At 40.9% G+C, this 18320-nt stretch carries 17 protein-coding genes, 2 pseudogenes and 1 riboswitch; of the genes and pseudogenes, 6 read left to right on the top strand and 13 right to left on the bottom strand.

The features are described 5' to 3' along the window. Nucleotides 1–27: 27 nt before the first annotated feature. The 9 genes and pseudogenes from PGRAN_RS06280 to PGRAN_RS06240 form a co-directional block, all read right to left on the bottom strand. A complete protein-coding gene (locus PGRAN_RS06280; RefSeq protein ID WP_036065959.1) occupies nt 28–1371 on the bottom strand; it encodes a WxL domain-containing protein in 1344 nt (447 codons plus the stop codon). 189 nt (nt 1372–1560) lie between these two features. Beyond that, entirely contained in the window at nt 1561–2004 is a 444-nt protein-coding gene (locus PGRAN_RS06275) for a VOC family protein (RefSeq protein WP_036065958.1), read from the bottom strand. Nucleotides 2005–2115: 111 nt separating this feature from the next. Continuing rightward, entirely contained in the window at nt 2116–3189 is a 1074-nt protein-coding gene (locus PGRAN_RS06270) for an ABC transporter substrate-binding protein (RefSeq protein ID WP_036065957.1), read from the bottom strand. Then, entirely contained in the window at nt 3186–3992 is an 807-nt protein-coding gene (locus PGRAN_RS06265) for an ABC transporter permease (RefSeq protein ID WP_036065955.1), read from the bottom strand. Before PGRAN_RS06265 ends, PGRAN_RS06270 begins: the two co-directional genes overlap by 4 nt. Next, nucleotides 3989–4798, bottom strand: coding sequence for an ABC transporter permease (locus tag PGRAN_RS06260; RefSeq protein WP_036065954.1), 810 nt, complete (start codon nt 4796–4798; stop codon nt 3989–3991). Before PGRAN_RS06260 ends, PGRAN_RS06265 begins: the two co-directional genes overlap by 4 nt. A gap of 2 nt (nt 4799–4800) precedes the next feature. Further along, on the bottom strand, nt 4801–5892 hold the full coding sequence (locus PGRAN_RS06255; protein WP_036065953.1) for an ABC transporter ATP-binding protein: 1092 nt from the start codon (nt 5890–5892) through the stop codon (nt 4801–4803). Between the two features lie 14 nt (nt 5893–5906). Next, nucleotides 5907–6450: pseudogene (locus PGRAN_RS06250) on the bottom strand (helix-turn-helix domain-containing protein). Nucleotides 6451–6632: 182 nt separating this feature from the next. After that, nucleotides 6633–8693 carry a Na+/H+ antiporter gene (locus tag PGRAN_RS06245; RefSeq protein WP_036065952.1) on the bottom strand — a complete coding sequence of 687 codons (2061 nt, stop codon included), beginning with the start codon at nt 8691–8693 and terminating at the stop codon, nt 6633–6635. 14 nt (nt 8694–8707) lie between these two features. After that, nucleotides 8708–9349 (bottom strand): GTP pyrophosphokinase, encoded by a 642-nt coding sequence (locus PGRAN_RS06240; RefSeq protein ID WP_036065951.1) that lies wholly within the window; start codon nt 9347–9349, stop codon nt 8708–8710. 254 nt (nt 9350–9603) lie between these two features. Here PGRAN_RS06240 and ytvA point away from each other — a divergent pair, with 254 nt between their 5' ends. Together ytvA and PGRAN_RS06230 are read left to right on the top strand one after the other, a co-directional pair. Continuing rightward, nucleotides 9604–10377, top strand: coding sequence for a YtvA family blue-light photoreceptor (gene ytvA / locus PGRAN_RS06235; RefSeq protein WP_036065950.1), 774 nt, complete (start codon nt 9604–9606; stop codon nt 10375–10377). Between the two features lie 77 nt (nt 10378–10454). Beyond that, nucleotides 10455–10649: riboswitch (Lysine riboswitch) on the top strand. A gap of 137 nt (nt 10650–10786) precedes the next feature. Next, nucleotides 10787–12271, top strand: a complete 1485-nt coding sequence (locus PGRAN_RS06230) for an amino acid permease (RefSeq protein WP_036065949.1) — start codon at nt 10787–10789, stop codon at nt 12269–12271. 139 nt (nt 12272–12410) lie between these two features. Here the strand turns inward: PGRAN_RS06230 and PGRAN_RS06225 are convergent, their stop codons facing one another. After that, nucleotides 12411–12869 (bottom strand): MarR family winged helix-turn-helix transcriptional regulator, encoded by a 459-nt coding sequence (locus PGRAN_RS06225; protein ID WP_036065947.1) that lies wholly within the window; start codon nt 12867–12869, stop codon nt 12411–12413. 192 nt (nt 12870–13061) lie between these two features. Between PGRAN_RS06225 and PGRAN_RS06220 the strand changes: the two genes are divergently transcribed. Together PGRAN_RS06220 and PGRAN_RS06215 are read left to right on the top strand one after the other, a co-directional pair. Continuing rightward, nucleotides 13062–13502: a MarR family winged helix-turn-helix transcriptional regulator gene (locus PGRAN_RS06220; RefSeq protein WP_036065946.1), complete on the top strand. Its 441-nt coding sequence runs from the start codon at nt 13062–13064 to the stop codon at nt 13500–13502. A gap of 45 nt (nt 13503–13547) precedes the next feature. Next, a complete protein-coding gene (locus tag PGRAN_RS06215; RefSeq protein WP_036065945.1) occupies nt 13548–14078 on the top strand; it encodes a YceI family protein in 531 nt (176 codons plus the stop codon). A gap of 56 nt (nt 14079–14134) precedes the next feature. Here the strand turns inward: PGRAN_RS06215 and PGRAN_RS06210 are convergent, their stop codons facing one another. Further along, nucleotides 14135–14779: a DUF1129 family protein gene (locus PGRAN_RS06210; RefSeq protein WP_036065944.1), complete on the bottom strand. Its 645-nt coding sequence runs from the start codon at nt 14777–14779 to the stop codon at nt 14135–14137. A 141-nt stretch (nt 14780–14920) separates the two neighbouring features. Here PGRAN_RS06210 and rarD point away from each other — a divergent pair, with 141 nt between their 5' ends. Together rarD and PGRAN_RS06200 are read left to right on the top strand one after the other, a co-directional pair. Further along, nucleotides 14921–15829: an EamA family transporter RarD gene (gene rarD, locus PGRAN_RS06205; RefSeq protein ID WP_036065943.1), complete on the top strand. Its 909-nt coding sequence runs from the start codon at nt 14921–14923 to the stop codon at nt 15827–15829. 151 nt (nt 15830–15980) lie between these two features. Continuing rightward, nucleotides 15981–16614, top strand: a pseudogene (locus PGRAN_RS06200) (NAD(P)-dependent oxidoreductase). Between the two features lie 51 nt (nt 16615–16665). Here PGRAN_RS06200 and PGRAN_RS06195 read toward each other — a convergent pair. Together PGRAN_RS06195 and PGRAN_RS06190 are read right to left on the bottom strand one after the other, a co-directional pair. Further along, nucleotides 16666–17304, bottom strand: coding sequence for a DUF5105 domain-containing protein (locus PGRAN_RS06195; protein ID WP_036065941.1), 639 nt, complete (start codon nt 17302–17304; stop codon nt 16666–16668). Nucleotides 17305–17546: 242 nt separating this feature from the next. Then, nucleotides 17547–18320 carry a DUF1295 domain-containing protein gene (locus tag PGRAN_RS06190; RefSeq protein ID WP_036065940.1) on the bottom strand — a complete coding sequence of 258 codons (774 nt, stop codon included), beginning with the start codon at nt 18318–18320 and terminating at the stop codon, nt 17547–17549.

Here is an 18320-nt window from a genome sequence, read left to right as displayed (position 1 = left end):
GCTTCGCTCACAATCTTCATCTACTTATTACTCCTCAATTTGTACGTCTAAGTTATCTACTTTTACAAAGGCACTAAAGCCTAATTTTTGCGTGCCCCAGGCAGCTCTATATTCCAGACTACCCGTGCCCAAAGGTATATTTTCCACTTGAAAATTTTGGTTATCAATGAAATTAAAATCAACGCCAGAATTGCTACCATCTAGTGCCACGGAATGAAGCGTAGAATAGGTTCCCTGGCTGTTTCTTATTAAGTTTCGCATTTGAAGCGTCTCTTTCCCACCTGACCATTTTAAATCTAGTAGCGCTATATCTTCAGAGTTTGTTGCAGCAAGCACCCTCCCAAGGTTTTGATTGTTTGCATTAATACGTTCTAGCGGTTTTGATGAAATAAGCGGTGGTGCCCAATCGGATAATATTTTTCCATCCATAATTCGATTCCCACTAATTTCCACGGTTACCAATTTTGCTAAGGAAATGGCAGGGACAATTCCCTCGTTCGTAATTTTATTGTTATCAAGTACTAGCTTCGTTAGATTAGTCGCATATTCTATTCCTTTCAAATCCACAATATCCTTACCCTCTGCCGTAAATTCTGTTAATTTTTCCAGATTGGCTTTCGTGATTTGGTTGTCATTCGTAACTCCGAGTGCTTCTTTTATAGCTGTGCGCAAATTATTATCTGGAATTCCGACTACTTCATCAGGAATAGTCGTCGATGGGTCCGCAACAATATTCCAATTTAAAGAAGCTTGCTGCTGACCAGCCGTGGCATCTTTTGGAATGGTTAAAGTCACACCATCTAAACCACCGAGTAGCGCCGAGTGACTACCCATCCCAGCATTTTCCTTTGCAATCATCAAATCAATTTCATCGCCATCTTTGGCAAGCGTACCGCCCACTGTTTGGATACCTTCATCCGTACCATTATATTCTGGCTGAAATGCAAGCTCGCCACCACGAACCAGTTCGCCTTCTTGTGATACCTTCAATGACCAACCATCGCCCGTTCCTCGTAAATCGGCAATATTGATAAACGCTGGCAGTTCTTGATCTGTTTTAGTTTTGACTTTCTTGGCATGAATCGTTTCTTTCCGACCGCTAAGTGTCACATCTCCAAAATTCAAATCAGAAACATGGTTAATTCGCAATGCTCCTGGGTTGGGATTAATCGGATCAACCGGTATCGCCGGCTCTTCTGGATCAATTGGATTTACGATTTCAGGATCAGTAACACCAGTTCCCGGCAAAATGTTGATCGAGGCCTCACTTGTCGCACTGTCCGCTCCCTCAAATGATGTTGCCAAAACGGTATTTCCTGCGGTTGCCATGGCTAGAATTCCTGTCATGGTCATGATACTTAACTTTTTCATAAATTTGTAACACTCCTTTATTTTGTATCTGAACTCTTATGATAACCTCTAGAAAGGTTCATCAGCCATCACTTCTTTTGCCGTTTCTCGGAAAAATGTGTGAATAACAGGTGCATTTTAGGAAGCATGACAAAAGCGGCGACCATAAATCCGATATCAGATTTATGATCGCCGCTTCCTCGCTTTATTTTATACTAGCTTCGAATACGGTTGCGCGTGGAACATCCACAATAGGCCGTATTTATCTTTAATAATACCCATTTTGCCACCCCAGAATTTCTCCTCCAGTGGGTCAATGATTTCTACACCGCTTTCCGTTACTGCCTTGTAAAGTTTATCAAGTGCCTCAACTTCCTCCGCGTCTTCTGAATTGAAATCAAGCATTAATGTCACACTTGACGAGAAAGCTTCTCCTTCGCCAAAACGATCACTACAGAAAATCGTGTTTCCAAGTACGACAAAGCCACCGTGAATGGTTGTATTCTCTAGATTATCTGTCGGCATACCCCATTCTTTCGCCATGTTCTCATCCATAGGATTACGTTTTAGTAATGTTGCACCGAACACCTCTTTATAGTAATCCATCGATTCTTTTGCATTATCAAAGCTTAAATATGAATATAATTTTGCCATTTCTTTCTCCACCTTTCAAATTGCAGTACCCTTGGATTATAGTTGATGGCACGGCAGATTACAATTCAAAACCTGCTAAAATGTAAAATATGGGCGATTTAAAAAATAGGTCTACTTGCGGTACATCTTAAACTCTAAGAACAACTCGTTATAATGTGCTAACATTTTCTTTCCTAAATTATCGTACACTTCTAGATTCTTTAATTGGTCTAGGTCTGGATAGAAACGCTCATCACTTGCTATTTCTTTTGGTAGAAGTTTCACGGCTGCCTCATTCGGTGTCGCATAACCAACGTATTCTGCATTTTGCGCCGCGTTTGCAGGATTTAGCATAAAGTTGATGAATTTATGTGCACCATCAACATTTTTTGCCGTTTTTGGAATAACCATATTATCAAACCATAAATTCGAGCCTTCTTTCGGGATGACGTATTCCAAGTTTTCATTTTGGTCTAGCATCTCAGCCGCTTCACCAGAAAAGGTAACTGCTACTCCCGCCTCGTCTCCAGCCATCAAAATCTTAATTTCATCGCCAACAATGGCCTTCACGTTGGGCGTCATTTCTTTTAATTTCATCAACGCTTCTTGCAACTGCGCTTCGTTTGTACTATTCAGCGAGTAGCCGAGGCTATTTAAGCCAAGCCCCATGACTTCCCGAGCCCCATCAATAAGCAAAATCTGATTTTTGAGCTCTGGTCGCCATAAATCGTTCCAACTCGTGAACGGAATGTCTTGAATCATTTTTTTATTGTAAATAATGCCGAGCGTGCCCCAGAAATAAGGCATCGAGTATTTATTGCCTTCATCAAAAGATAGATTCATAAAACGCGGATTTAGATACTTTTTGTTCGGCAATTTTGACTTATCTAGCGGAATGAGCAGGTTTTCCTCACGCATTTTACTGATCGCATAATCACTCGGAACTGCAATATCAAACGTTGTACCGCCTTGCTCAATTTTTGTCATCATCGCCTCGTTGGAGTCAAATGTCTGATAGATGACTTTTATACCAGACTCTTTTTCAAATTTTTTCAGTAAATCGGGATCAATATAATCGCCCCAGTTGTAAATGGTCAAGGTGTTCCCGCCAGAATAGCCCTCCGACTTGTTCAAAGAGAACGTGAGCGCCATCATAAGAAGCGCCGCAATCACGACGAGACCAAAAACACGAACTAATGACTTCATTTTTTCGGCACCTCCATCGCATGAGCAGACTTCGTATTACGCTGATTGATGAAGTAATAACCGATCACAAGGATAATCGTGAATAGGAATAACAGCGTTGATAAGGCGTTAATGGACAGTGAAATCCCTTGCCGCGCCCGCGAGTATATCTCAACAGAAAGCGTGGAAAAACCATTTCCTGTTACAAAAAACGTAACCGCGAAATCATCGAGTGAATACGTAAGCGCCATGAAAAATCCAGCAAAAACACCAGGCGCGATGTACGGTAAGATCACCTTACTCAACACGTTCCATTGGCTTGCCCCTAAGTCCCGCGCCGCATCAATGAGCGTTGGGCTCATCTCTTGTAATTTTGGCAATACCATAAGTACAACGATCGGAATACTAAACGCAATGTGTGATACGAGTACAGAGATAAAACCTAGCTTCACACCTAAAATCGTGAAAAAGATCAAGAATGAAGCACCGATGACCACATCTGGGCTAACAATCAACACGTTGTTTAAGCTGAGCAAGGAATTTTTTGTGAATGGACGCGGCATGTAGCGAATCGCCAGTGCCCCTAATACGCCGAAAATGGTCGCAATCACCGAAGAAAGTAGCGCGATAACGAATGTGTTCAACACGATAATCAACAACCGCGTATCTTGAAAAACTTCTTTATAATAATCGAGCGTAAAACCGCTAAAACTATTCATCGTCCCGCCAGCATTAAACGAGTAGAACATTAAATAAAAGATCGGTGCGTATAAAACGATGAATACAACAGCCAAATATACTTTCCCCCACCTATTCTTCTTCATTTCATCGCCCCTTTCTTACGTTTTGCGCCAGATGCAAACATGATAATAAACATGGCAATGATTAAAAATACACCAATCGTTGAACCCATTCCCCAATCTTGCGTAACTAGAAAGTGCTCTTCAATCGCCGTTCCAAGCGTGATTACTCGGTTTCCAGCAATCAAACGCGTGATCATAAAGAGGGACAAGGCTGGAATAAACACGGCCTGGCATCCTGCTTTCACACCGTCAAGCGTTATCGGGAATACGACGCGCCAAAACGTTGTCCACCGTGTAGCACCTAAATCTTGCGCCGCATTCGTTAATGACGGACTCATCTCCTCAAGCGCATTAAATATCGGCAAAATCATAAACGGAATAAAAATATACGTCGACACAAACAAGAAACTAAAATCAGTAAATAAGATCTGCTGCGTTCCAATCCCGATAAATTCTAAAAATTTGTTCGCCGTACCATACGTTCCAAAAATCCCCATAAACGCATAGGCTTTAAGTAATAAGTTAATCCATGTCGGCAAAATAATCAACAATAACCAGAGCTGTTTATGCTTCAATTTTGTGAGTACAAGAGCGGTTGGATACGAAATCAATAACGTGAATAACATGATCAAAAACGCATACCAGAAAGAACTCACCGTCATTTTCAAATAAACAGGCGTAAAGAAATTCACGTAATTCGAAAACGTCAAATTTCCATCAATATCAAAAAATGAATAGTACGCGATCAACACGATCGGCGCGATAACGAATAACAAAATCCAAAAGACATAAGGAATAAGATAAAAAGTGCGCGCTCGTTTTGTCATGGCTACGCCTCTTCATAGCTTTCTAGGCGCGCATCAAATTCTTCTTCTGTTTCCCCGAGACGCATCACATGGATAGCCTCCGGATCAAATGCTAACCCTAATTTTTCACCAATTCTCGCTTTTTTCGTCGAATGTACCAGCCATTCATTCCCATCCTCATCGATGCAACCAATTTCATAGTGCACACCGCGGAATAAGACCCAGTCCACCGTCACGCGCAAATTTCCTTTCTCCTCGACCGTAATTTCCAAATCTTCTGGGCGAATGATGACTTCCACGATTTCATTTGGATGGAAGCCTTGGTCGACACATTCAAATGTTCGTTCCACAAATTCCACCTCGAAATCCTGAATCATTTTGCCAGAAACGATGTTGGATTCCCCAATAAAATCAGCGACAAAACGGTTAATCGGCTCATCATAAATATCGATAGGCGTCCCGCTTTGCTGAATTTCGCCCTTATTCAATACAAAAATCTCATCACTCATCGCCAGCGCCTCTTCTTGATCATGCGTGACAAAAATAAAAGTAATACCGAGTCGGCGTTGTAAATCGCGCAACTCATACTGCATCTCCGTTCGCAGCTTCAAATCAAGTGCCGAAAGTGGCTCATCTAGCAGAATAACTTCCGGTTCGTTCACAATCGCGCGCGCAATCGCCACACGCTGACGCTGACCACCAGACATTTCCGTGATCTCGCGTTGCTCGTAACCCGCTAAATTTACAAATTTCAACGCTTCGGTTACTTTCTGCCGAATCTCATCTTTCTTCAATTTCTTAATTCGCAGGCCAAATGCCACATTTTCAAACACATTCAAATGCGGAAACAACGCGTAATCTTGAAAAACCGTATTGACCGGTCGCTTATTAGCCGGAATATCATTAATCACCTTGTCATTCAGAAAAATCTTGCCATCACTCGCCTCTAAAAAACCCGCAATCAAGCGTAAAATGGTCGTCTTTCCGCAACCAGAAGGGCCGAGTAGCGTATAGAATTTCCCTTTTTCAATCTCAAAACTGACATTATCGAGCACCGGTGGATCATTATCGAACTGCTTTGTTACATTTTCAAAGCGAATAATTGTTTCTGTCATTGTTTTATTCCTCCTTACAAATACGAATCTGTTGCAACTAAAATCAATGTTGCCGGCTCATCTTCTTCATTACAAATTTGATGTTCATCCGAAGCATGAAAATAGATTGCCTCGCCTTGCTTTGCCGTGTATAGTCGCTTCCCTAGTTTGATTGTGACTTTCCCTTCTAGAACATAGCCAAATGTTTCCGATAGCGATGGCTCGAATTGCTTAAACGAACCTTTTTCAAAAAGCGTCAAATAAACCGGCTCGATTTCTTTCTCATTAGATTCTGGAACCAACCACTTTACTTGATACCCTTTTTCCTCATCTTCAAAAAAAAGTATGCTCACTCGCGCCATATACAACTTTTTGCTCCTGCTCTTCCTCGTCAAAAAATTCTTTCGGCGTACAGCCAAGCACTTCTAAAATATCAAATAGTGTTTCAATGGAAGGCGAACTCAGATCACGCTCTAACTGTGAAATATAGCCTTTTGTCAAATCCGTACGTTCTCCAAGCTCTTCTTGCGTCAAATTTTTACTAAGACGTAGATTCTTAATTCGCTTACCGATATCCATAATTCGCAACCTTCCCATTAGTTTAGTAAAAGTAAACCTAGAGTCATTATTGTTTAGTAATAGTAAACTCTATGTTTACTATAGCAACGCTAATTATACATCATTCCCTGCTGAAATCGCAATACTTTTTTACAAAAAAACAAGCCTTTGAAAGTATATACTCTCATCAGGCTTGTTCATCTTTATGCTAATTCTTCGTTCCCAAAATAATACGTTTCATACAAGTTCAAGTTTTGTCTCAGCTCACGCGCTAAATCTCTCGAAATTTTTCCTTTTTCAAAAAGATCTTGGATAACATCGCGCTCGATCTGAACAGCTTGAAGTTGCACATCTTTTTTCGCTTGTTCGAATCTAGCTCTTGACTTCATGCTACCTGGGTCGCGTCTCATTTGTTCTAGAATGCGTTTATTTTCATTGATAAGAGGCCAAATCACGGCTTGGTTCGTATCGTCAAGCAATGCCGTCAGATTCTTCGTCACAACTTGCCCATTTTTCTCACGCAAATCCCGGATCTCGTTCATCATATCTTGATATTGGTCTGGATTTTGCTTTATTTCGTTCATCTTTTCCTTCGCTTTTTGCCATTGCTTCGGATGCAGTAACTGGCGAGTCATGCGTTTAAACATCATTGCCATCATACCAGAACGCGTTTTCCCTCTGCCATTCAGCGCTTTTTCCATCGCATCAATATAGTTATTATAGCGCATAGCAGATTGCTTGCTTGTCTTCCCTTGTTCCAACAACAAAGCGGTATTATCTTTCTCCCATTTCAAAATTTGCAGACGGAGCCCATGTTGTGCCGCATCTATTTCTTTTTGCCTACTCGCGTTTACATCTTCTTTTTGAATAGCACGCATACGTCCGCGATAATCTTCCATCACAACTTGTGTTGCCGCCTTATTCTCCGATGTTATCTCGCGGTTTAATTGCTCCACAACTTGGCGACAAGCGCTTAATCGCATCGATTTTTCCGCGCGTGGACTGTCCGTATTGCTCTCATCTTTCCGAGCCAAAATCGGTAAAATCGCCGTCGCAATAATCAACGAGCATAAAATAACGCCTGATGCGATACAAATAATGAGCGACCGCTGCGGGAATGGACTACCATCTCCTAGCACAAACGGAATCGAAAGTGCCGAAGCAAGCGTCACCGCTCCGCGAACACCTGATAAGGAGGTAAGCACTGTTGCTCGCAGATTTGGCTTGCTTAGATCATTTCCTTTCATCAAATGCGGAATCAACCAACCTAAATGAATCCACAAGAATCGTATCGTAATCAAGCTAAACGTGATCAGAAGCACGTAAAAGATGACCTGCCAATTGCTCACGCCCGAGTTTTGCCAAACGACTTGAATAATATCTGGTAATTGCGTTCCTAAAATAATAAATACGAGACCGTTCAACACGAAAATAATAACCGACCAAGTCCCTTGCGACACCACATTCAGTTTAACGGTCATCGGATCCATTTTCCGCTTTTCAAAAGCATGCATAATGCCGGCCGCCACAACAGCTAAAATTCCCGATACATGCAATTCTTCGGCCACTAAATAAATCACAAATGGCGTCAAAATTTGAATCAACATATGTAGCGTAACGTCTTCCATACCTAGACTACGAATCCATTTGAGGAATTTAAATTTAATAAATGTCAACACAAGCCCACAAATAATCCCACCGATTGCAATCAACACGAAACTCACCGACGCATCCCAAATGGAGAATACACCTGTCACCATTGCCGCTATCGCAAATTGGAAAGCCACAAGACCCGACGCATCATTCATCAGCGCTTCCCCTTCTAAAAGATGTGTGATTTTCTTCGGCAAGTCAATTCGTCCCGAAAGCGAGCCAACTGCCACAGCGTCCGTTGGTGCAAGTGCAGCAGCAAGCGCAAAAGCCGCAGCAAGCGGAATCGTTGGAATCATCCAGTTAACAAAATAACCAATAACAAGCACGGTTACAAAAACAAGTCCCAACGCCAACATTAAAATCGGCGCACGCAAATTCCATAACGCTTGCCGATCCGTTCTTTTTCCGTCATTAAATAGAAGTGGTGCGATAAACAACACTAAAAATAACTCCGGATTTAGCTTCAATTCGAATGCTAGTGGTAAACAAGCCACTAAAACACCCAATCCGATTTGAATCAACGGAATTGATACAAACGGGATAAAACGGTTAACAACATTCGAAACCAAAATAGTTGCTAACATAATTAATACGTAATAAAATATGTCCACCCTTTTTCAACCCCTTATTCGCCCTCAACCTCATTTTTATATTGATCGATCTCATCATTTAAGTATTTCATCTTTTCATCTAAATGCTGAATAATCGCGGCAGCCTCATATAGCTCCTGCGTCAAATGCGCTGGTGCCGTCGATTTATATTTGTAGTAGATTTTATGCTCCAAACTCGCCCAAAAATCCATGGCAACCGTTCTAATTTGAATTTCCACACACATTTTGCGTGACGTATTCGTTAAGAAAATCGGTACTTCACAAATTAAATGCAAGCTCCGATAACCGTTCGGCTTTGGATTTTCTACATAATCTTTCACATTCATAATTGTCATATCATCTTGATTCGCCAACATCTCATATATTTTATAAATATCAGATACAAACGAACACGTGACCCGAATACCTGCAATATCATGCACGTGCGCATAGGCATTCTCCGGTGTGATATCTAGCCCTTTTTTCTCCAATTTTGCAGTGAGGCTCTCGAAGCTTTTCACCCTTGATTTCAAATGTTCCATCGGGTTGTAATCATGAATAAACTGAAACTCATCATTTAATATTTTTAATTTCGTATTAACCTCTTCTAAAGCGAAACGATGCATTAACATCACATTACGCCATTCTTTCAACTCATTTACGGAAGGCTGTTGCACAAAAATAACTCCTCTCTGATCTTCACTTTTCCTATCCTATCTATGTTACTACATTTTTCATAAGTGTGCACAATAATTCATCCAATCAAAGCAATTTCTTACTATTTTATCATCAATTTATTATACAGTTTAAGACAATTCCACCCTATCAAATAAGTATGAACAGAACATGAATTTTATACTAACGATTTCTATTTCGAGGGCTTTTTGGTATGATAGTTTATATAAATCCAAAAAAGGGATGGTTGTGTGGGATGTTAAACAAAGAAGCAGAATTGCAATTCAATATTATTTTAAAAGCTTTAAATATGACAAGCGTCGGCGTTATTATTACGGATGGCGATTTGCCAAAGAATCCAATTATTTATGTGAACAGCGGATTTGAACGGATTACCGGCTACAGCTCAGAAGACGTGATGGGTAAAAATTGTAGTATGCTACAAGGGCGCAAAACCGATAAATCCGCCATTGCAAAAATCAGCCAAGCAGTCAAAAATAGAACACACGTAAATGTTTTTCTGCAAAATTACCGCAAAAATGGAGATATCTTCTTTAATGAACTAACGATCGATCCTATTTTCGATGAGGCTTCTGGAAAAAGCTATTTTATTGGGATTCAGCGTGACGTGACGCGCGAGGAAAAATATAAAATGTTATTGGAAGACTCCATTGAGGAAATCGTTAAAATGTCAACACCGATCGTTCCTGTGCAAGATGGCGTTGCAGTTCTGCCACTCGTTGGCGCACTTTCGACAGATCGCTTTGAAGAAATGACGCAAAATGTGGCCTCCTATCTTGATGTTAGCCAAATTGATTATTTGATTATGGACATTTCTGGACTCGCCGATTTCAATGAAGAAGTCGCTGCTAATCTGATCAAATTTTTAGCATTAACGAAATTGACTGGCGTGAGCCTCATGCTTACCGGCGTTTCGCCAAGATTTGCGATGCTTATGGTCAACTACGACAGCCGCCTGCCGAACATCCCGACTTTCAGCACCGTTCGCGAAGCTTTAAAAAACGTTTAAAATACAAAAAAACCTTGCAATTACGCACTGAATTCGTTAGTATAGTACATGAAAACTTAATAAAATCCTCATCCAAACGGTGAGGTAGAGGTTGCGAAATTCACAAGTAGCGGATGACGAGGTGCATAAAACACTGTTTGACTCAACGTAAAAAGGATGCTCGCCGAAGTGAAGACAGGTTTATGACTGCTCTTTAACTGGGACTGTTATCGAAAGAAACAGGACTGCTGTTTGTGCCAATAGCTTGGCGAAACGGGTGTGCTATCTAACGCTTTTTGATGTTGGTGTATATAGGCTGATCTCTAGAAAATCATAAGGGATCAGTTTTTTCGTTCCCGAAAACCTCATGTGATATAGAGCTTTAACTAAAAAAATCGTTTTTTAACAATCTAGAAAGGGAGTTTTACTTTTGAAAAAAGAACAGCAACAAGGTCATATTCGCAGAGAATTAAAAACGCGTCACTTATCAATGATTGCTATTGGGGGCTCGATTGGAACAGGATTATTCCTTGCGAGTGGAAATGCAATTGCCGTAGCAGGTCCAGGTGGTGCGCTTGTCGCATATGCAGCGATTGGTTTAATGGTTTACTTCTTAATGACAAGTCTTGGCGAAATGGCAACTTACATGCCAGTTTCGGGCTCTTTTAGTACCTACGCCTCGCGCTTTGTCGATCCAGCATTTGGCTTTGCGCTCGGTTGGAATTACTGGTTTAACTGGGCGATCACGCTTGCTGTCGATATATCAACAGCCGCACTTATTATTAAATTTTGGTATCCAGATGCACCTGCTTGGCTCTGGAGCGCGATCTTCCTCATTCTGATTTTCGGCCTAAATGCGCTGTCCGTCAAAGCTTACGGCGAATCAGAATATTGGTTCTCCATCATTAAAGTGGTGACCGTCATCGTCTTCCTAATCGTCGGCGTACTTACGATTTTTGGAATTCTTGGTGGTCAATTCATCGGCTTCGAAAACTTCACAATGGGTGACGCACCTTTTAACGGCGGCTTCTTCGCGATTCTCGGAACCTTCCTGCTCGCCGGGTTCTCCTTCCAAGGAACCGAACTCGTCGGAATTGCAGCAGGAGAAAGTGCCACACCTGAAAAAAGTGTACCCAAAGCGATAAAACAAGTTTTCTGGCGTATCTTGCTCTTTTATATTTTCGCGATCTTCGTTATCGGAATGATCATTCCTTATACAAGTCCAAATTTGCTTGGCGGCGAAGCAACCGATGTCGCAATTAGTCCGTTCACGCTCGTTTTTGAAAAAGCAGGACTTGCGATTGCTGCCTCCGTTATGAATGCTGTTATTCTAACATCCGTGCTATCCGCGGGTAACTCAGGACTTTATGCCTCGACACGGATGTTATGGTCGATGGCCAAAGACGGTAAAGCACCAAAATTTCTCTCTAAAGTGAATCGTCGTGGTATTCCGATGGCCGCGCTTATTTTGACAACGATTGTTGGTGCTATGACGTTCATCACAACATTGAGCGATAATGGAGCCGTCATTTATACATGGCTTCTAAGCGCATCTGGCTTGACCGGTTTTATTGCCTGGGTCGGTATCGCCATTAGCCATTACCGCTTCCGGCGCGCGTATGTGAAGCAAGGGCTTGACTTGACCAAACTGAAATATAAAGCAAAATTCTTCCCCTTTGGTCCACTTTTAGCGCTTGTTTTATGTATTTTAGTTATTGTCGGACAAGATTACAACGCCTTCTTACATCCAGACATTTCCAATCCGCAATGGTGGCAAAAAATCGCCATTTCCTATATCGGTTTGCCTATTTTTCTAGCATTCTGGCTGACCTATAAATTCACCCAAAAATCAAAAGTTATCCCACTGGAAGATTGTTCTTTTGATAAAGATTCTTACATGAACCAAAAAGATTAATGCACATACATCAACCCCTAGAATGAAAGTCATTCTAGGGGTCTTCGATGTTTTTTACCGATTTTATCTCGCAAATTGGCTGACCTAAATCTGGTATTTTACCATGTTCAAGCCAGCCAAGAAGTTTAAATAAATTTAGTTAGTCTGTTTTTAGCAAACCTTCTATTTTGCGGTTGATCTCGATTAATTTGTCTATATCTTCATCATCGATCTCATCTAAAGCCTTCATCATCGCTTTATAAGCAAAGGCGTTCTGTGTCGAGCGTTCAGACATTTCTTTCCCTTTTTCTGTCAACTGCAAGCGCCATGCATCAGCATTTTCGACGAATTCTGTGTTTAGTTTTTCTACTAATCTGGCGTGGACTAACCCGTCCACATTGGCCGAAATGATTTCTGTCGATGTGAATAGTTTCTTCTTTAGATCATCTACCGTTGATTCTGGACGTCCGTACAAAATATTAAGTATCGCCATTTGTTGCAACGACAAGCCTAGGCTGAGCGCATTCTGTTCGGCATGCTTGGCGGTAATCCGATTGATCGCCCAATATGACCCCAATACATCCTGCACTCGATTTACTCTATCTTCACTTAACTCCATCTTTCATCACCTCTTCCTTTTCTATTCTACGCTACTTTCTATTATACACAATGATCTTTACATAAACTTAACGAAACCCTATTTTTTTAAAATTTTTTTCTAAATCAATTGACTTATTTTTAGTAAGTATGTTATTATTTGTTTGTAAGATATTTCGATATTAAAACATTTTGTTGAAGCGAGGCGTTTTCTGTGGAAGATATCGATTTGAAACTATTCACTGTTTTACTAAGATCGGCTGGCTGGATTCAAAAGATTACGACCAAATTAGTAGAAGCATATGGCATTACGCCAAGTGAATTCGGTGTTTTAGAACAGATTTATCATCTTGGACCGCAACAACTCCAAGCCATCGGTCAAAAAAACCTGATTTCCAACGGCAACACGACCTACATGGTCAGCAAACTTGAAAAAAAGAATTACTTAACGCGCATCGCAGACGAGAATGATCGTCGCATTGTATACGCAGAGCTAACCGAGTCAGGCCAAACATTTATCAGCAACCTATTTCCGAAATTTGAAACTTTGATAAAAGAACAACTCGATGTTTTAGATGAGGAAGAGAAGGCAACATTAATAGAGGGACTAAAAAAAATCGGTATAAACGCCGAATCCCACTGGCGAGCAAACTAGAAGATGGCGCCAAAAAATACAAAACAATAATTGGAGGAATTTAAAATGACAGTAGAAAAATGGAATGTAGACCCAGCACACAGTTCAATCGAGTTTCAAGTAAAACACATGATGGTATCTAAAGTGAAAGGTGTTTTCAAAGATTTCAGTGCCAATTTATCGCTTGACCCTGAGGATTTAACAACAGCTAGCCTAAACTTCACAGTAGATGCGGCCTCTATCGACACGCACCAAGAAGCGCGTGATGGTCATTTGAAGAGCCCCGATTTCTTCGATGTAGAAAATCACCCATCCATTACGTTTAAATCGACGAAGATTGAAGCTGGTGGCGGTAACGAGTACAAAGTAACCGGAGACCTTACCATCCGCGCCATCACAAAAACGATTACACTAGATGTAGAATACGAAGGAACAAGTAAAGATCCAATGTCTGGCAATATGGTCGCTGGTTTTGAAGGTACTGGTAAATTCAATCGCAAAGACTTCGAACTAAATTACAATGACGTGCTTGAAACTGGTGGCGTACTAATTGGCGATGAAGTAAAACTTAACATCCAAATCGAAGTTTCAAAATAAAATCAAAAGGTGAAGCAAGGTCTTTAAATCTCAGAGACTCCTGCTTCACCCTTTTTTTATATTTTCCGCCAAACGATGCTTGCTGTGATAAATCCTGCGACACCAAGAATCATTTCAATCAACGCCCCACTACTAATCACCGCTCCAAAGTTTGGTAAAATCATTAAAATAAACACGAGTACAAAAACATACATAATCAAGATGCCACTTCCAATTAAAAAATAGGCCGCCATCGACTTAGATACTGTCACCGTGTAATGTTTCCATAATATGTACCCTCCAACCAACACGCACACGATACAAATAAATACGAGCACAAGCGATACAAAAAATGTCCCCATATAAAACACATGATCTTTATTGACAAAATGAAGGATCCCCATCACGACTAAAAATAAACTCATCGCCACAATTCCGATAAACACAAAGAGTGGGATCGGATTTTTATGCGTTGTCTCTGGAATTCTTGTTTTCGTAAGTTGTCTTCCATACGCTGTCGCATCCATTCCAAAAATCTTCTCAGCGTCTGCTTCTTCTGCTGCTAGTAACTCCTCTATCGCTACTAATAATACCGCTTCCTTCGCTTTATCCGATAAATTTTTATCCGCGGTAAGCACCCATTCTACCGTCTGCATATAGGCCTTTTTTTCAGACGATAGCCGTTCTCTTTTTTCATCGATTATTCGTTTATTCGTTTGCATAAAACCCACATCTCTCCCATTTCTTCTTTAGTCTATCATATGCGAAAAAATTTTTTTCAGCAACTTATAGCTGATTTTTGGCTTTTCGATAGGCAATGTATGTTACAATGGTTCTAGTATTTTTTTAGAAAAGGTGAGGAAATGTATACAGAAAAAGAAAAAACTTGGGGCATTTTAGCTGCGATTGCTGCCTACATTATTTGGGGCGTATTACCGCTTTATTGGAAAATGGCTGGAGGCGTTCCAGCAAGCGAGATTCTGGCTTACCGCATTATTTGGTCATTTGTATTTATGGTCTTGATTATCGCGATGATGGGCAAATCAAAAGTTGTCTGGGCAGAAATTATCTCGATTATCAAACGGCCCAAATTGATACTAGCCATTTCCGTCGCGTCTGTTTTAATCACGGCAAACTGGTTCATTTTTATTTTTACGGTGAATGATGGGCATGTGATTAGCGCAAGTCTCGGTTATTATATTAATCCATTAGTGAACGTTCTGCTTGCAACTGTTTTCTTGAAGGAAAAACTCAGCCGCGGCGAGGTTTTAGCAGTGCTTTCAGCCGCAGTCGGTGTGCTTATTTTAGCGATCCACCAAGGCGTTTTCCCTTGGGCCGCTATTTCGATGGCCGTCACATTTGGCTTATACGGCTTGATTAAAAAGCTAGTTCCTGTCAGCGCTTGGGGCGGACTAACCATCGAGACAATGATTATGACGCCATTCGCACTTCTATTTTTAGTATTTTTCGCGCAAGATGCGTTTATGCGGTTTGGTTTGGACACCAATCTCGTACTCTTTGGCGCCGGCGTTGTAACTGCAATCCCGCTTCTACTATTCGCCACGAGTGCGAGACGAATTTCTTACGTGATGCTCGGTTTCATCCAATATGTTGGGCCAACGTTAATGCTCATTCTAGGCGTATTTGTTTTCCATGAAGCTTTCGATGGCATACAGCTTATTGCCTTCCTATTCATTTGGGCGGCACTACTCATTTTCACCGTCTCCCACCTGATAATCGCATCCAAATTAAAAAAAGCAACAATCTCTTAAAATAAGACGAGGCAACGGTTTCTACACGATTCCTTGTCTCTTTTTTATGTTATATAAACTTTCTACTTTACATTTAACGCTAGAATCGATATACTAAAATCAATCGTTGTAACATCAATAGTTACAACTAAATATAAGGAGGTCATTTATTATGAAAATTGGTATCATTGGAGCAACTGGACGTACAGGATCAAGAGTGTTAACAGAAGCAAAAAATCGGGGGGCATGAGGTCACAGCCATTGTTCGCAATCCGAGCAGACTAACCGATACATCTGTCGCAATTATTGAAAAAGATATTTTTAGCGTAACAAAAGAAGACGTTGCTGGTTTCGATGTGTTAGTGGATGCTTTTAGCGCGCCTATTGAAGAATCTGATAATCATTGGAAATCGATCGATCACTTGATTACAGAATTAAATGGAACCTCGAAGCCGCGTTTGATCGTTGTCGGCGGTGCAGCGAGCTCGCTAGTTGATGACAAAGGGACACGCGTTCTCGATACACCATCTTTTAAAGAAGCGCCTTATTACGCTACAGGAGCCGCACAATCGATTCAATTAGACCATCTGAAAAGCGATGCTACCTTTGACTGGACATTCATTAGCCCAGCTGGATTATTCGAGCCAGGCGAACGCACAGGTACTTACACAACAGGAACCGATGAACTGATCGTTGATGCCAACGGAAATAGCTACATCAGTATGGAAGACTATGCGATGGCACTCCTTGACGAAGCAGAAAAAGGCAAACATATCCGCGCTCGTTTCACGGTTGGTCAACGCTAAAAATAGCAAAAAAATGCGAACCCGTTTAACTATTGGGCTCGCATTTTTAGTTTATTGAACAGTACCTGTAAAGAATGCCAAGTATAGATTTTGTGCAAAGGCTTCGGCGTCTTTGATTTTCCATTGATCTTTATTGGACTCTAAGTTCATTTTTACTTTGACAGCTTTCTCAGAAACTTTTGCTTTGGAAATGGTTTCTTGGTATACTTCAAGCATTGCTGTTGCAGCTTTCTTTGCGTCTTTTTCGATTGTTGGATCTGCTTTTACTTTCGCTTGTAGTGCCGTTGTCATTTCTGCTTGTACTCCCGTCATGTCAAGCCCGTTTACAGAGATTTCTACAGTTGGTTTATCTTTATCATCGTTTGTTACCTTTGTTGTGTATTTAGTGACGTCTTTCACACGTTTTGCGAAGGTGTCGTATAATTTGTCGACCTCATCATCGATACTACCATCTGTAATGTTTAAGCTAGTTGTGAAGCCCTTTTTAAAGCCTGTTTTGATTTCTTTTTCAAGGTTTTTTGCATCTTCACCAAAAGTGTCTTCGAATTTATCTGTGTCCTTATTGAAGATGATTGTGTTAACCGCGATATCTGCTGCTTCTTTTGGTTCTACTGCCTTACTTCCACATGCAGCTAGGGTAATCGCAGCTGTTAAAACAACGACAAACATTAAAGCTAACTTTTTCTTCATGTGATACACTCCTTTTTCCCAACCTTATTTTCATACTCTTCCTATTCTAAAGGATTCCAAACAGATTACAAGTATTTAGACGGGAATACATCAAATAATAGTTTAATGTTATACACTATCTCAACATAATCACTACAAAATTATTTTATTGCGCTGTTCCAGTAAAGAACGCTCGGTACAAATTGTTTGCATTGGACAATACCCTCACAAAGTATACATAAACATGCCATAACCCTTTACGTTTAGTTCTCCTTCTTTGGAATGCTCGGAATAAATTTGGACGTTCGCTTGGCATAAGCCTGAAAATCGGGGCGGTCCTTATACTTCTTCTCGAGTAATGGCACGCCGGATACGAATAACAGTAGCAACGTAATAATAACGGGACCAATAATGCCCCAAAGACTTGCTGCCCCAGTGAAGCTTACTAGAAAAATGCCCCACCAACTAAGCGCCTCGCCAAAATAATTCGGATGGCGCGTATATTTCCAAAGTCCCGTCATGATGAGTTTGCCTTTGTTTTCTGGGTTCTTTTTGAAACGGCGCAGTTGTTCGTCTCCAACGACTTCGAAAAAGAATCCGATAATCCAAACGGCCATTCCCGCGTAATTCCACCAAGCCAGTGCATTTGCAGAGGTTGTATTCACAAGCAAGATTGGCAAGCTAATAATATAAAGCAGTACGCCTTGCAAAATAAAGACGTTCAAATACGCTTTTAGTTTAGCAAAATGAGTCCCCCAACGCTTACGCATATTCACATAGCGATAGTCCTCCGGTTTCCCAATATTTCGATTCGCTAAGTGTAGAAACAAGCGCATGCCCCAAATAAAAACGAAGATGGTTACAATCAAACCTTGCGCCGTCATCTCGCCACCGAAAAAATACGTATATAGCGCAACGATAACAAATCCCGGTCCCCACGCTAAATCTACAATCGAATTATTTTTTAATTTTTGCGCCCATAGGAACAAAATTGTAAAGTAAATCCATAATACTAAGCCTGCTATCCAATATATCAT

Source organism: Listeria grandensis FSL F6-0971 (genome assembly GCF_000525835.1).
GTDB lineage: Bacteria > Bacillota > Bacilli > Lactobacillales > Listeriaceae > Listeria_A > Listeria_A grandensis.
The sequence above is the reverse complement of the archived record's forward strand: the minus strand, read 5'-3'. Positions and strand labels throughout refer to the sequence as shown.

Excerpts from the sequence above, each read along its gene's own strand:
- PGRAN_RS06215 (WP_036065945.1), top strand. The coding sequence starts at position 13,548 with ATGACAGTAGAAAAATGGAATGTAGACCCAGCACACAGTTCAATCGAG.
- PGRAN_RS06190 (WP_036065940.1), bottom strand. The coding sequence starts at position 18,320 with ATGATATATTGGATAGCAGGCTTAGTATTATGGATTTACTTTACAATT.
- PGRAN_RS06280 (WP_036065959.1), bottom strand. The coding sequence starts at position 1,371 with ATGAAAAAGTTAAGTATCATGACCATGACAGGAATTCTAGCCATGGCA.
- PGRAN_RS06210 (WP_036065944.1), bottom strand. The coding sequence starts at position 14,779 with ATGCAAACGAATAAACGAATAATCGATGAAAAAAGAGAACGGCTATCG.
- PGRAN_RS06275 (WP_036065958.1), bottom strand. The coding sequence starts at position 2,004 with ATGGCAAAATTATATTCATATTTAAGCTTTGATAATGCAAAAGAATCG.
- PGRAN_RS06260 (WP_036065954.1), bottom strand. The coding sequence starts at position 4,798 with ATGACAAAACGAGCGCGCACTTTTTATCTTATTCCTTATGTCTTTTGG.
- PGRAN_RS06265 (WP_036065955.1), bottom strand. The coding sequence starts at position 3,992 with ATGAAGAAGAATAGGTGGGGGAAAGTATATTTGGCTGTTGTATTCATC.
- PGRAN_RS06225 (WP_036065947.1), bottom strand. The coding sequence starts at position 12,869 with ATGGAGTTAAGTGAAGATAGAGTAAATCGAGTGCAGGATGTATTGGGG.
- ytvA (WP_036065950.1), top strand. The coding sequence starts at position 9,604 with ATGTTAAACAAAGAAGCAGAATTGCAATTCAATATTATTTTAAAAGCT.
- rarD (WP_036065943.1), top strand. The coding sequence starts at position 14,921 with ATGTATACAGAAAAAGAAAAAACTTGGGGCATTTTAGCTGCGATTGCT.
- PGRAN_RS06270 (WP_036065957.1), bottom strand. The coding sequence starts at position 3,189 with ATGAAGTCATTAGTTCGTGTTTTTGGTCTCGTCGTGATTGCGGCGCTT.
- PGRAN_RS06255 (WP_036065953.1), bottom strand. The coding sequence starts at position 5,892 with ATGACAGAAACAATTATTCGCTTTGAAAATGTAACAAAGCAGTTCGAT.
- PGRAN_RS06195 (WP_036065941.1), bottom strand. The coding sequence starts at position 17,304 with ATGAAGAAAAAGTTAGCTTTAATGTTTGTCGTTGTTTTAACAGCTGCG.